The sequence below is a fragment of the Mycobacterium deserti genome (genome assembly GCF_025345615.1).
GTDB classification, from domain to species: domain Bacteria; phylum Actinomycetota; class Actinomycetes; order Mycobacteriales; family Mycobacteriaceae; genus Mycobacterium; species Mycobacterium deserti.
Genome location: NZ_JAODWD010000006.1, coordinates 243,508 through 256,465, shown reverse-complemented (window position 1 = coordinate 256,465; position 12,958 = coordinate 243,508). Strand labels below are relative to the sequence as shown.

Sequence of the window (12,958 nt, the reverse complement as noted above, 5' to 3'; positions counted from 1 at the left end):
ACTCAGCTGACGATCCGTTCGATCGACTTGAGCGGGATCGGCAGCCAGCTCGGGCGGTGGCGCGCCTCGTAGGCCGCCTCGTACACCGCCTTGTCCAACTCGTATGCGGCCAGCACGTGCTGCGCGTCGCGCGGGTCGGCGCCTGCCACCACCGCATAGCCCTCGCAGAAGGCCGTGCTATTGCGGTCCACCCACTCGCGCGCCCGCGCGGCCAGCTGGCGGTCCCGGTCGTCGACCCCGGACTCCGAGGACTGCTCGATCAACCGGTGGTACGCGGCGTACTCGTAGGACCGCAGAAGTCCGGCCACGTCGCGCAACGGCGAATCGGGCCGCGTGCGTTCGTCGAGTGGCTGTCCCGGTTCGCCCTCGAAGTCGATGACCAGCCAGCCCTCCGGTGTACGCAGCACCTGGCCGAGATGCAGGTCGCCGTGTACCCGCTGCACAGTGACGGTGTCCTCGGCGAGCTTGTGGTACCGCTCGGCGATCGATGCGACATAGTCCTGTAGCTGCGGCACCGCCGCGGCCGCGGACTCGAGGCGCTCGAGCAGGTTGTCGGACGGGAACGGCACGGTCGAGGTGCCCAGTTGGTCGGCGAGGGTGGCGTGCACAGACGCGACCGCCTCGCCCAGCCGGAAGGACTCGCCCGCGAAGTCGCCGCCGACCTCGTCGGCGTACAGGTCGCCCTCGGCGAACAGGTCGCGGGTGCTCGCTGTCGCCATATCCCAGCCCTCGGCGGAGTTGGCGGCGAACTCGGTGACCATGCCCAGCGAACAGGGCGCATCATCCCAGGACGTCTCTATCGCTCCAAGCAGTCGCGCGACGTGCGGGTTGCCTGCGCGGGCCAGCACGCGGTTGAGTTCGATGTCCGGATTGAGTCCCGGCTTGATGCGGCGGAAGAGCTTGAGAATGGCCGCTTCCTCGAAGATGACGCTGGTGTTGCTCTGTTCGGCGCTCGCAATGCGCGGCGCAGCCTCCAGCGGCAATTCGACGCCGGGCTCTTCGGCGAACCGCACGTCGCCGATAGTGGCGGACGAATCAACCAGCGACAGTAAGAATTTCGCATCCGCGGGGTTGTAGAGGGCGTCATACGCGGTGCGGTCGCCTTCGGTCCCGATCGTCGCGATGTCGGCGTACTCCTCGATCGGGCCCGCATCCCAGCGCACCACCACCTGGTAGCGATCCGAGGACCCGTCGGCGTAGACGGCGTCGAGCAACACGAGATCGAGGTCGTCGCGCAGCGGGATGACGACGGCCGGGTCGGCGGATGTCAGTTCTCGGCTGCGCCCGGCGTACCACCGCTGGTGCGGCAGCCATTCGTCGAACGGCAGGTTCATGAGTCTTCTCCACGCTCCTCGGGTGCCCGCAGCGAGAACCAGTAGAACCCGTGACCGGGCAAGGTCAGCAGATAGGGAAGCTGGCCGATGCGGGGGAACTCAACGTAACCAGTCATCTCGATGGGGGTGTACCCGTTCCAGTGCTGCAGGTTGAGCTCGATGGGTTGGGGGAAGCGCGACAGGTTGTTCACGCACAGGACCGTGTCGCCGTCGCCCTCGATCTCGCGCACGTAGGTCAGCACCGAGGGGTTCGTCCCGCTGAGCTCGCGGAACGAGCCGATGGCGAACGCGTCGTGGCGGCGGCGCACCGCGAGCATGGTCCTGGTCCAGTTCAGCAGGGAGGTCGAGCTGTCGCGCTGGGCCTCGACATTGACCGACTGGTAGCCGTATACGGGGTCCTGGTTCGGCGGCAGATACAGCCGGCCCGGGTTGGCGGTCGAGAAGCCGGCATTGCGGTCCGGCGTCCACTGCATGGGCGTGCGCACCCCGTCGCGGTCGCCGAGCCAGATGATGTCGCCCATGCCGATCTCGTCGCCGTAGTACAGCACCGGCGAGCCCGGCAGCGACAGCAGCAGCGCGGTGAACAACTCGAACTGGTTGCGGTCGTTCTCCAGCAGGGGCGCGAGCCGCCGGCGGATACCGACGTTGGCCTTCATCCGGGGGTCCTTGGCGTACTCGGCGTACATGTAGTCGCGCTCGTCGTCGGTGACCATCTCGAGCGTCAACTCGTCGTGGTTGCGCAGGAAGATCCCCCACTGCGCCATGTCCGGGATCTCCGGGGTCTGCGCGAGGATCTCCGAGATCGGGAACCGGGACTCCCGCCGCACCGCCATGAAGATGCGCGGCATCAGCGGGAAGTGGAACGCCATGTGGCACTCGTCGCCGCCGGTCTTCGGATCGCCGAAGTACTCGACGACGTCGGCCGGCCACTGGTTGGCCTCGGCGAGCAGCACCCGGCCCGGGAACTCGTCGTCGATCACCTTGCGGCAGTGCTTGAGGAAGGCATGCGTCTCGGGCAGGTTCTCGCAGTTGGTTCCCTCCCGCTCGAACAGGTACGGCACGGCGTCGAGTCGAAAGCCGTCGATGCCGAGGTCGAGCCAGAACCGCAGGACGTCGAGCATCGCCTCCTGCACGGCGGGGTTGTCGTAATTCAGGTCCGGCTGGTGGGAGAAGAAGCGGTGCCAGTAGAACTGCCGACGGACGGGGTCGTAGGTCCAGTTCGACTCTTCGGTGTCGACGAAGATGATGCGCGCGTCCTCGTACTTCTGGCTGGTGTCACTCCAGACGTAGAAGTCGCCGTAGGGTCCGTCGGGGTCTCTGCGTGATTCCTGGAACCACGCGTGTGAGTCCGAGGTGTGGTTCATGACCAGGTCGGTGATGACGCGGATGCCCCGCCGGTGCGCAGCGTCGAGCAGGTTGACGAAGTCGTCAACGGTGCCGAACTCGGGGAGCACCTTGTAGAAGTCGCGAATGTCGTAACCGCCGTCACGCAGCGGCGAGTCGTAGAACGGCGGCAGCCAAAGACAGTCGACGCCAAGCCATTTCAAGTAGTCGAGCTGTTCGGTCAGACCGCGCAGGTCCCCGGAGCCGTCGGAGTTCGAGTCGTAGAACGCGCGCACCAGCACTTCGTAGAAGACCGCCTTCTTGAACCAGGTGCGGTCCTCGGGCAGTGCCCGGGCGTGGCCGAAGTCTTCAGCGGTGGGGTGCTCGACGACGCCGTCCTCGACGTGGCTGCCTTCAGCCGGGTCGTGCTCGGCGTCCGCGGGATGAGTGCGACCGGTGTGGAGTTCCATACAGAGTTCAAACCTACCCATGTCCGCCGGAATCGAACCGCCGGAGTTTATTTCGCCGGCCTTGAGTCGGACCGGTTGAATCCCCCGCCCCAACGGGTTAGCGTTTCCCGGTCTACACCGAACAAACTCGGAATTGAGGGGCTGTGGCTGATTCGACGCCCAATGATGGTGAAGCTCCAATAATCGTCGGCATGGCCGATGCGGCCATGCATATGTACGGCGCGTCCATAGACGCCCTGCCCGATCACAGCGACCCCAGCTATCCCGACCGCGTCGCCGTCATCCTCGCGGGCTTGCGCAAATTGCTCGGCTCGCTGAGCGATGCCGCAGGGCGCAGTCGAAACAGCCCGTCGGTCATCGTCGCGTTGAGCGGCGTGCGCCGCCGCTACGACGAGGTGATCGAGTACGCGTCGACCGGACCGAACGCGACGCTCGGCCAGCGCCTGTACGTGGCCCGGGGTCGGGCCAAGCTGTCGACGAAGGAAGCGGCCAACGGAGTGGGCCTGCGCAAGGATCTCATCGAGGCGGTCGAGGCCGAAGAGCCCGCCACCGAGGAAGAGACGACGCGCATCAAAGATCTCATTGCCGCCCTCGGCGGCTGAAGCCCGATCGCCTCAGGGCAGCTAATTCCGATTGCCGCCCTCGGCGGCTGATTCCGATTGCCGCCCTCGGCGGCTGAAGCCCGATCGCCTCAGGGCAGGAAGCGGGCGGCGCCCGCGCGGACGAACCGCGTGCTGTTCGCTTGCCGGTAACCGATCACGCCACCGCTGAACGTCAGGAACAGCAGGCCCGCGACTCCGGGCAGCGCGACCGCGGCCAGCTCACCGACCGTGGGGTTGCGCAGATACCGCGGATAGCCGGCTTGCGCGGTGGTGCCGTTGCTCAGCGGCGACGTTGAATTCGGCGGCGTCACCTTCGACGGCGGCAACGTGCCTCGGATCAGCGGCGCCCGAACCCCCGCAGCCGCCGGCTGTGCGCCCGCGGTAATTGGAGGCGTGGGGGTGGCCTGGGCCCGCGGCCCGAGGCGCACCCCGACGGGAGGCGCAGCGGGCGGTGCGACCACCACGGGGGCTTCGAACACCGGCACCCCGGCACCTGCCACGCCGTCGCCGCCGCTGTCGTTGCCGACCGCGTCGACGACGGGCGGAGCGTCTTCCTGCTGGGTGCGGAAGGCCGGGCCCGGCGGTGCGGGCTCGGGCTCGGGTTGTGCCATCGCGCGCAGAATCTGGTCGAGCGTCGGCACCTCGAGCGAACCGATGAATGCCGTGGGCGGCACGATGCCCGGCTTCGCGAACTCCTCGGGGGTGGGTATGCGCGGCACCGGAATGACGAAACCGTTGATCTTCGACTTCGGTTTACCGTCACCGGTGTTGAGAGGTTTGAGGCCCTCGCCGCTGGGCGGTGCCGAACCGGTGTCGGGCTCACCGGTGCGGCCGTTGCCGACCGTGGTGACCGGTTGCGAGGCGCCGTCCGCCGAACCGCTGCTGCCGCTGCCGGCGCCGGCGTCGGAGGGATCCACGTCGCCGCCGGTCGGCGTCACCGTCTCCGCGCCTACCCCGTCTTCGTCAGCCCATGCTGGGACGGGACTGGCGAGCATCAAGCCTGTGGCGAGCGCGCCGGCACACGCAATTGTGCGTATTGCCGACCGGGACACGGACTCAACTCCTCGAAAAAGGTTGCTCGAGAGACATATAACTGAGTGCGATTCTCGCATATCCACCGCGATTGTCAGAACTAATTCAATTCTCAATATTTGCGGCTAATCGACGCACCCGTCAGTTAGCCACTCGGCCGGTCATCCCGTATGGTTCCGACGTGGTGTCCCGTGATCACGGGGATCCGGGCGACGCTCCTTCAGCCCCTCCCCCTCTCGCAGAAATAGCAAATTCAATTCGCCCGACGGCGGCAGAAGAGGCCCGCACAATCGCGGCATCGACCAATGTCGGCACACTTGCAACACTCACCGCCGATGGCGATCCGTGGGCCTCGTTCGTGACCTATGGACTGCTTGGTGGCGCGCCGGTGCTGTGCGTCTCGAACCTGGCCGAACACGGCCGCAACCTGGCCGGCGATCCGAGGGCCAGCATCGCGATCGTCGCGCCCAGCGCCGAGGCCGATCCGCTGGCCAGTGGTCGCGTCACATTGGCAGGTTTGGTGCAGGCGCCGGCCGGCGAGGAACGCGCCGCCGCGCGCGAGGCGCACCTGGCGGCCGTCTCCGCGGCGAAGTACTACATCGACTACAGCGACTTCACCCTGTGGGTGCTGCGCGTGGACCGCGCCCGCTGGGTCGGCGGGTACGGCCGCATGGACTCGGCGCCCGGCGACGCGTATGCGGCCGCGCAGCCGGATCCGGTACAGCCGCGGGCCGCAGGCGCCATCGAGCACCTCAACAACGACCATGCCGACGCGCTCGCTGCGATGGCGCGGGCCCTCGGCGGCTATCCGGACACCACCGCGGCGGTCTGCACCGGCGCCGACCGCTACGGCCTTGACCTGCGAGTCACCACCGAGCGCGGCGTGGCCTACACCAGGGTCGGCTACCCCGCGCCGATCGACTCGTACGACGAATTGCGTTCAGCCACGGTGGCACTGACGCAGCTCGCACGCCGCGGCTGAAATACGATCGCTGTCATGTCTCGCCCGGACACCTGGCAGGCGGCCTTCGATCTCATCCGCACACGCGGATACGAGCACCGCGCCGAGCCGTTCACACTGGCCAGCGGCCAGCTCAGCCACGACTACATCGACGGCAAGTACGCGATCGATACCGGTGAGCGACTGACCGTCGTCAGCCGCGCGGTCGCCGACCTCGCCGCGGCCACCGGTATCGAGTTCGACGCCGTCGGGGGCCTCACCATGGGCGCCGACCCGCTGGCGCACGGCGTCGCAATGGTCACCGGCAAGGCGTGGTTCTCCGTGCGCAAAGAGCAGAAGCAACGCGGACGCGAGCAGTGGATCGAAGGGACCCGGCTCGAGCCGGGCACCCGGGTCATGCTGGTCGACGATGTGATCAGCACCGGCGGGTCCACCGAGATCGCGTTCGACCGGGTGACCGCGGCCGGGGCGGTCGTCACCGGTGTCATCCCGATGGTGGACCGCGGCGACGTCGCGGCCGACCGATTCGCGGCCCGTGGTGTGCCGTTCGTCGCGCTGGTCACCTACCGCGATCTGGGCATCGAACCGGTCAAGGACGTCTGAGCACCGGTGATTTCGGCGCGCTGACGATCGCTAGGCGACTGTTTGCGCGCCGAAATCACTCGGCGGGAATGACGAGTACGCCGCCCGGTTCGATGCCGACCGTCACCCGATCGCCGGGCGTCAGGACCCGTGCCGCGGAACTGGCCAGTTGCGCGCTGATCACCGTGCCGTCGGGCAGCGTCGCGTAGACCCGCGAGATCGGCCCGAGGAACGCCACGGAACTGACCGTCGACGCACCTGACGGGTCGGCGGAGACGACGACCGACTCCGGTCGCACCATCGCCAGCCCCCCGCCCGCGGTGACCGAACCGGCCAGGGTCGGCACCGACGTGCCGAGCAGCCACGCCCGGCCGTCCGAAACTTCTGTCGGCACTTTGTTGTTCAGGCCGACGAACTCCGCGACGAACGGCGTCGCCGGATGGGCGTACAGGTCGGCGGGAGCCGCCAGCTGTTCGAGCCTGCCCCTGTTCATCACACCGACCCGGTCGGCAATGGCCAGCGCTTCCTCCTGGTCGTGGGTGACGAACAACGTCGTCGTCCCGACGTCGAGCTGAACCCGGCGGATCTCGTCGCGCAGCTGCGCACGGACCTTGGCGTCCAAAGCCGAGAGTGGCTCGTCGAGCAGCAGCACCCGCGGCTGGATCGCCAGCGCACGGGCCAGGGCGACCCGTTGCTGTTGACCGCCCGACAGCTCGCTGGCGTACTTGTGCGTGTGCTCCGACAAGCCGACAAGGTCGAGCAGGTCAGCTGCCCGAGACAACCTGTCCCGCTTGGCTTTTCCGCGCAGCTTCAGCCCGAACGAAACGTTGTCCAGCACGGTCAGGTGTGGGAAGAGGCTGTAAGCCTGGAAAACCATGCCCATGTCGCGCTTGTTGGCGGGCACCCTGCCGACGTCACGGCCGCCCACGGACACCGTGCCTGAGGTCGCCTCGTCAAGGCCGGCGAGGATGCGCAGCGCGGTGGTCTTGCCGCACCCGGAGGGCCCCAGCAGTGCGACGAGTTCGCCGGGTTCGATGTGCAGGGTCAGCCCGTCGAGTGCCTTGACGTTTCCGTATACACGGGTGAGGTCGACCAGGTCGACGGCCACGCCCTCGGTCATGCGGTCACCCCTGCGCGTCGGCGGCCACGGGTAACAGCCGACAGGATCAGCAGTAGGACGAAGGCGAACATCAGCACGGCCAGCGACGCGGCCACCGACGTGGGCCCGTCGGTCTTGCCGATGGCGACGATCTGCACCTGCAGCGTCTCGTATCCGCTCAACGACGCGATCGTGAATTCACCGAGCACGACGGCGATGGAAATGAAAGCGGCAGAGAGAATTCCGGACCAGATGTTGGGCACGACGACCCGCAGTATCGTCGTCGCCCACCCGGCACCGAGCGACCGGGCCGCCTCGGCCAGGGTCTGCAGGTCGATGGACGACAACGCCGCGTCCAGCGCTCGGTACGCGAACGGCAACACGAGAACGACGTAGACGAACGTCAGCGTCAGCGCGGACTCGCCCAGGAAGTACGTCACCCACAGGTAGACGTTGCGCAGGCCCACGACGATCACCAGTGCGGGAATGGTCAGTGGCAGCAGGCACAGGAACTCGACGAGGCCTCTGGCCCACGGCGCGCGCAGGCGCACCCAGATCATGGTCGGCACCAGCACCGCGAGCATCGCCGCGACGGTGAACAACGCCAGCAGCAGCGACGTCACGATCGCCTGGTAGAGCGCGTCGTCGGTGACGAGGTTCGTCCACGCCACACCCGTGCGCCCGCCCGACATCAGGTTCCGCGTGGAGAAGTCGGCCATCGCGTACAGCGGGAAACAGAAGAACAGGACGAACGCCGTCCACAGCGCGCCGCGGACTGCGCGCCTCACCGCAGCCACCTCGCGGTGCGCCGCAGCAGGACGTTGTAGGCCGCCATCACCGCCGCGACGACCACGATCATCTCGAGTGCCAACGCATAGGCGAACCCGGACTGCCCCAACACCACTTCACTGGTCAATGCGGACCGGATCAACAGCGGCACGATCGGGCTGCCCTGGCTGACCAACGCCGCGGCGGTGGCGTACGCGGCAAAAGCGTTGGCGAACAACAGCAGCGCCGACGCTAAGAACGCCGGCGCCAGCAGCGGCGCGCCCACCTCGCGCCAGTACTGCCACGTCGACGCGCCGAGGCTGACGGCCGCTTCGCGCCACGCGTCGCGCAGGCCTTCGAGCGCAGGCACGAAGACGATCACCATCAGCGGGATCTGAAAGTACGTGTACACCAGGACCAGTCCGCCCACGCTGTAGAGCCACCCGGACCCGGCGAGGTTCCAGCCGAACGCCTGCTGCACCCACAGCGTCAGCACCCCGTTTAAGCCGACGGTCGCCAGGAACGCGAATGCCAATGCGACGCCGCCGAACTGGGCCAGCACGCTGCACATCGACATCACCGCGCGGCGCACCATCGATGACGCCGGGCTGCTCACGATCAGCCAGGCCAGCACCGCGCCCAGCACCGCGCCGATGAGCGCCGTGGTGCCGGACAGCAGCACGCTTCTGCCCAGAGCTGTCAGCGCCGCCTCCGAGAACAGCGCCTCGATGCGGGCCAGGGAGAACGCGCCGTCGACGAACAACGCGCTGACGATCACTGTCACCGTGGGAACGACCAGGAAGATGACGACGACCGTCAGGAACGGCACCAGGGGCAGTGCCTCACTGACTCGCTTGCGCAGGACTGTGCCCGCTCCGCGTGTGCGGGACGTCGTCAACCCACCGCCTGGGCCCAGTTCTCGGCCAGGTACTTGGTGGCCTTCTCGGTCTGCTCCGGATTGGGCACGGCGACCGGGCCGTCGATGACGGGAAGCTTTGCGGCAGCGGCTTTGTCGATGGTCCCGTCGGCCACCATGTTGTCCGCACGCACCGGCCGGACGCCGCCGGCGGCGTAGAGGTTCTGGCCCTCGTCGCTGAACAGGAACTCCTGCCACAGCCGCGCTGCCGCCGGGTGCGGGGCGTCGGCGTTGATCGCCTGGTAGTAGTAGCCGGCCACAGCATGGTCCGGCGGCACGAAGGTCTGCCAGGTCGGCAGCTTCGCAGACTCCGCTGCGTTGAGGTAGTTCCAGTCGATGACCACCGGAGTCTGCCCCGACTCGATGGTCGCGGGCGTCGGATCGACGGGAAGAAAGTTGCCCGCCTCCTTGAGCTTTCGGAAGAATTCCACGCCAGGCGCGATGTCGTCGATCGAACCGCCTTGGGACAGCGCAACCATGACCACCCCGGAGAACGCGGCGCCCGCCTGCGTCGGGTCGCCGTTCAGCGCGACCTTCCCGCTGAACTCCGGCTTGAGAAGGTCGTTGACGTTGGTCACCGGCGGCACCTTCGACGAATCGAAGCCGATGGACATGAAGCCGCCGTAGTCGTTGACCCAGGTGCCCTCGGGGTCCTTGAAGGCGGCCGGGATGTCGTCGAAGGTCGCCACCTTGTACGGCGCGAACATCGCCGTGTTGCCGAGTGCGACCGCCTGGCCGAGGTCGAAGACATCGGGCGCGCTGCTTTTGCCCTTCTGCTGGTTGGCCGCGTTGATCTCGTCCTGGCTGGAGGCATCGGGTTGGGCGGAGTTCACCTTGATGCCGTACTTGTCCGAGAACGCCTTGATGATCGCGCCGTAGTTGGCCCAGTCCGGCGGCAGGGCAATGACATTCAGCTCGCCCTCCTTTTTGGCGGCCTCGACCAGGCCCTCCATGCCGCCGAAGTCCTGCGCCGACGTGGCTTCGGCAGCCTTCACACCGGACTGCGTCTGCTCTCCGGAGTCCTCTTTCTCCGGCGGTGCGCATGCCACGACGAACAGGAGGGCGGCTGCCGTGGCGGCCAGGACCGGCTGAGCCATGCGGACGTACTTCATTGGCGAACCTCCGTCGGACGGGAAGCGAGGCAGAAGAACGAATCCGAACCTCGAGCGTTCGCACCCTATCGCGACTCCGCTGTCAGCGCTGGTGAGAGCAGTAACATCATCATGTGGTTGAACGCGAAGCCTCGGGGGACTTCGACTACCTGTTCGACGACCCCGCCGAACCGCCCGCGTCGGGCGGTGACCTCGACGAGGCCGATGAGTGGGACGGGTTCGACGCCTTCGACTCCAACACCTGGTACTTCGAGCCGGCGCCGACGCCCTGGTACCGGACCACACGGGCGATGTGGGCCCTGCTGTCGACGGCCGCCGCGGCCATCGCGATCGTCGTCTCGGGGGTGTTGCTGGTCTTTCAGCCGGGCCAGGCGGTTGAGGACAGTACTGGGGAGCCGCCAGTCACGCCGACCGCGACCAGCACTGCCGAACGCACCCGGCTCGCGACCAGCAGCGCGCCGCCACCGGCCCCGCCCCCGCCACCGACGGCCTCGCAGGCACCGGTTCAGCAGGCGCCCCCACAGACGCGCCAGCGCAGTCCGTCGCGCAGCACCACCACCAAGGAACCCGAGATCGGGGTCACCCGCACCCCTGCCACGCGCTCCCCGATCAGCGTCGCGCCGCAGCGGCCCAACCAGCGGTAGCGGTCCGCCGGCCGTCAGCGGTGGTGGTGTCCGAGGTGATGCAGTTCCAGCGCGCCGAATCCGAAGAACGGGTATTGCAAGTCCCCGGCCTGCAACGCCGCCTCCCCAGGGGTGGCGGTGACTTGCGTGTTGCCCGGTGACTGGACGACGGTAGCGCCGCCGGTGTTGGTGACGGTGGCCGTCGGCGCACCAGCCGCGATCGGCGCTAATCCGATGGCCGCGGCGGTGGCGGCCATGGCAGCCGTGGCTATGAGCTTCTTCATTGCAGGTCCTCCTGGATCAGAGCGGGGATACATCCCACGTTTCGAAACTAAACGTTCAGTTTCAGTAAGTAGAACGAGGTAGGCGTTCATTCATTCCCGAGGCCGCGAATCGCGGTCTGGACCAGGGTGTCGGTCGCGGCTTCGTCGAGCGGCGAGTGCCCGAGCATCAGCCGGTAGAGCACCGGGCCGATCATCAGGTCCGCGGCGACGCCCGGGTCGACGTCGGCGCGAAGCTCGCCGCGCGCCACGCCGCGCTCCCATACCGCCTGCATCAGCGCCCGCCTCGGCGCGACCAGGTGGGCCTGCAGCTCGTCGCGCACCGCAGGGTCCGACTGCGCTTCGCCGACGAGCTGGGCGAAGACCCGACCGCTGGGTCCGGTGTAGAAGTGCGCCAGCCCGCGCATCACCCGGCGGAAGTCCTCGTCAGCGGAGCCGGTGTCGGGATCGGGCGACTCGGCCATCATCTCGGTCAGGAAAGCCTCGATCGCGACGGCGTATTTGTTCGGCCACCACTTGTAGATCGTCGCCTTGCTGGCGCCGCTCCGAGCGGAGATCTCCTCGGTCGTCATCGACTTCACGCCGACCTCGTGCAGCAGCTCCGAGGTCGCGCGCAGCACCGCGACGCGGGACTGTTCGCTGCGGGGGCGACCCGGGGTGCGCGGCGCAGCGGGTCGGGTTGTCATAGCCCCACTATCGGCCACTCTCCGGTTCAGCGCAGGAATAGTCTGTCGGCATGGCCGATTTCGACGCCGCGGCCATGTTCGCGGCATCACCGGTGGCGATGCTGGCCACGGCGGGCGCCGACGGTGCGCCGCATGTGGTGCCGGTGGTCTTCGCCGTGCACGGCGATGTCGTGTTCACGGCGGTCGACGCCAAGCGGAAGTCGACGCAGAAGCTGCGGCGACTGGCCAACATCGAGGACAACCCCCGGGTGAGCCTGCTCGTCGACCACTACGACGAGGACTGGACCCAGCTGTGGTGGGTGCGCGCCGACGGCCTTGCCGAAATCCACAACAGCGGCGACGAGATGGCGCGCGGCTATTCGCTGCTGCGCGGCAAATACGTTCAGTATCAACGGCTTGCGCTCGACGGCCCCGTGGTGGCGATCGCCGTGCACCGATGGTCGTCCTGGCAGGCGTAAATGCGCCGTCGCACATGAGGATGAGAAACGGTGAGCACGGCTACGGAGTGGTCACCAAGACCCTGCATTGGCTGACCGTGGCCGCCGTCGCCGCGCAGTTCGGCGTGGGCCTGACGATGAAGGCCGACGATGCGGTGCTCGACCTCGAGAAGGACCGCATCGAGCAGTTCGAGGAACTGGTCGAGGGACAGGGCGATGCCGCCGAGGAGATGTTCGAAGGCGAGATCGAGCGCATGGAGGAGGCGTTGGATGCTCGCGAGGACGCCTTCGACGACGACTACCTGACCGCCGCATTCTCCGAGCCGGGGGTTACGCTGCCGGAAGTTCATGTGTTACTGGGTGTTTCGATCATGCTGCTCGGTATCCTGCGGGTGCTGTGGCGCAGTTCGACACCGCTTCCACCGTGGGCCGAACACCTCAGCGCGGGCGAGCGGCGATGGGAGGGCCTGCTGGAGAAGGCCCTGCTGACGTCGTTGTTAGTGGTGCCTGCGACAGGTCTGCTGCTGCTCGCCGTCGGCAACGACTGGCTGACTCTGCACGTCGCGGCCCAGTTGGTGTTCCTCGCGGCGATTGTGCTGCACGTCGGACTGGTGCTCAAACACACCCTCGTGCACCGTCACCGCCACCTGGCACGAATGCTGTGACCAAGACGATTCTCGCCGGATCCCCTTGTGCTCGCGGTCGATCCGGAGAATTGTTGATGACCTGATC

The 12,958-nt window shown here is 67.4% G+C and carries 15 protein-coding genes; 6 read left to right on the top strand and 9 right to left on the bottom strand.

The window, feature by feature from the left end:
- Nucleotides 1-2: 2 nt before the first annotated feature.
- Nucleotides 3-1,334 (bottom strand): maltokinase N-terminal cap-like domain-containing protein, encoded by a 1,332-nt coding sequence (locus N4S67_RS24035; RefSeq protein WP_260995546.1) that lies wholly within the window; start codon nt 1,332-1,334, stop codon nt 3-5.
- Nucleotides 1,331-3,127: a maltose alpha-D-glucosyltransferase gene (gene treS, locus N4S67_RS24030; RefSeq protein WP_260995545.1), complete on the bottom strand. Its 1,797-nt coding sequence runs from the start codon at nt 3,125-3,127 to the stop codon at nt 1,331-1,333. Before treS ends, N4S67_RS24035 begins: the two co-directional genes overlap by 4 nt.
- Before the next feature lie 212 nt (nt 3,128-3,339).
- Between treS and N4S67_RS24025 the strand changes: the two genes are divergently transcribed.
- Nucleotides 3,340-3,729 carry a hypothetical protein gene (locus tag N4S67_RS24025; RefSeq protein ID WP_260995808.1) on the top strand — a complete coding sequence of 130 codons (390 nt, stop codon included), beginning with the start codon at nt 3,340-3,342 and terminating at the stop codon, nt 3,727-3,729.
- An 89-nt stretch (nt 3,730-3,818) separates the two neighbouring features.
- Here N4S67_RS24025 and N4S67_RS24020 read toward each other — a convergent pair whose 3' ends face one another.
- Nucleotides 3,819-4,781: a hypothetical protein gene (locus N4S67_RS24020; RefSeq protein WP_260995544.1), complete on the bottom strand. Its 963-nt coding sequence runs from the start codon at nt 4,779-4,781 to the stop codon at nt 3,819-3,821.
- A 161-nt stretch (nt 4,782-4,942) separates the two neighbouring features.
- On the opposite strand from N4S67_RS24020, the gene N4S67_RS24015 reads away from it, so the two are divergent.
- Both N4S67_RS24015 and pyrE read left to right on the top strand, forming a co-directional pair.
- Nucleotides 4,943-5,743: a HugZ family pyridoxamine 5'-phosphate oxidase gene (locus N4S67_RS24015; protein WP_260995543.1), complete on the top strand. Its 801-nt coding sequence runs from the start codon at nt 4,943-4,945 to the stop codon at nt 5,741-5,743.
- A 15-nt stretch (nt 5,744-5,758) separates the two neighbouring features.
- Nucleotides 5,759-6,325, top strand: coding sequence for an orotate phosphoribosyltransferase (gene pyrE / locus N4S67_RS24010; protein WP_260995542.1), 567 nt, complete (start codon nt 5,759-5,761; stop codon nt 6,323-6,325).
- Between the two features lie 55 nt (nt 6,326-6,380).
- On the opposite strand, the gene N4S67_RS24005 is transcribed toward pyrE, so the two are convergent.
- The 4 genes from N4S67_RS24005 to N4S67_RS23990 form a co-directional block, all read right to left on the bottom strand.
- Complete coding sequence (locus tag N4S67_RS24005) at nt 6,381-7,424, bottom strand: ABC transporter ATP-binding protein (RefSeq protein WP_260995541.1); 1,044 nt, start codon at nt 7,422-7,424, stop codon at nt 6,381-6,383.
- On the bottom strand, nt 7,421-8,122 hold the full coding sequence (locus tag N4S67_RS24000; RefSeq protein WP_390893520.1) for an ABC transporter permease: 702 nt from the start codon (nt 8,120-8,122) through the stop codon (nt 7,421-7,423). The genes N4S67_RS24005 and N4S67_RS24000 overlap by 4 nt, the downstream gene beginning before the upstream one ends.
- 65 nt (nt 8,123-8,187) lie before the next feature.
- On the bottom strand, nt 8,188-9,033 hold the full coding sequence (locus N4S67_RS23995) for an ABC transporter permease (protein WP_260995807.1): 846 nt from the start codon (nt 9,031-9,033) through the stop codon (nt 8,188-8,190).
- A 32-nt stretch (nt 9,034-9,065) separates the two neighbouring features.
- Nucleotides 9,066-10,184 carry an ABC transporter substrate-binding protein gene (locus N4S67_RS23990; protein WP_390893519.1) on the bottom strand — a complete coding sequence of 373 codons (1,119 nt, stop codon included), beginning with the start codon at nt 10,182-10,184 and terminating at the stop codon, nt 9,066-9,068.
- Between the two features lie 128 nt (nt 10,185-10,312).
- Here N4S67_RS23990 and N4S67_RS23985 point away from each other — a divergent pair, with 128 nt between their 5' ends.
- Nucleotides 10,313-10,843 carry a hypothetical protein gene (locus N4S67_RS23985; RefSeq protein WP_260995538.1) on the top strand — a complete coding sequence of 177 codons (531 nt, stop codon included), beginning with the start codon at nt 10,313-10,315 and terminating at the stop codon, nt 10,841-10,843.
- Between the two features lie 14 nt (nt 10,844-10,857).
- Here the strand turns inward: N4S67_RS23985 and N4S67_RS23980 are convergent, their stop codons facing one another.
- Nucleotides 10,858-11,106 carry a hypothetical protein gene (locus N4S67_RS23980; RefSeq protein ID WP_260995537.1) on the bottom strand — a complete coding sequence of 83 codons (249 nt, stop codon included), beginning with the start codon at nt 11,104-11,106 and terminating at the stop codon, nt 10,858-10,860.
- An 86-nt stretch (nt 11,107-11,192) separates the two neighbouring features.
- A complete protein-coding gene (locus N4S67_RS23975) occupies nt 11,193-11,789 on the bottom strand; it encodes a TetR/AcrR family transcriptional regulator (RefSeq protein ID WP_260995536.1) in 597 nt (198 codons plus the stop codon).
- A 50-nt stretch (nt 11,790-11,839) separates the two neighbouring features.
- Here N4S67_RS23975 and N4S67_RS23970 point away from each other — a divergent pair, with 50 nt between their 5' ends.
- Nucleotides 11,840-12,247: a TIGR03668 family PPOX class F420-dependent oxidoreductase gene (locus N4S67_RS23970; protein ID WP_260995535.1), complete on the top strand. Its 408-nt coding sequence runs from the start codon at nt 11,840-11,842 to the stop codon at nt 12,245-12,247.
- Nucleotides 12,248-12,261: 14 nt separating this feature from the next.
- Nucleotides 12,262-12,891 carry a cytochrome b gene (locus tag N4S67_RS23965; protein ID WP_260995534.1) on the top strand — a complete coding sequence of 210 codons (630 nt, stop codon included), beginning with the start codon at nt 12,262-12,264 and terminating at the stop codon, nt 12,889-12,891.
- Nucleotides 12,892-12,958: the final 67 nt, after the last annotated feature.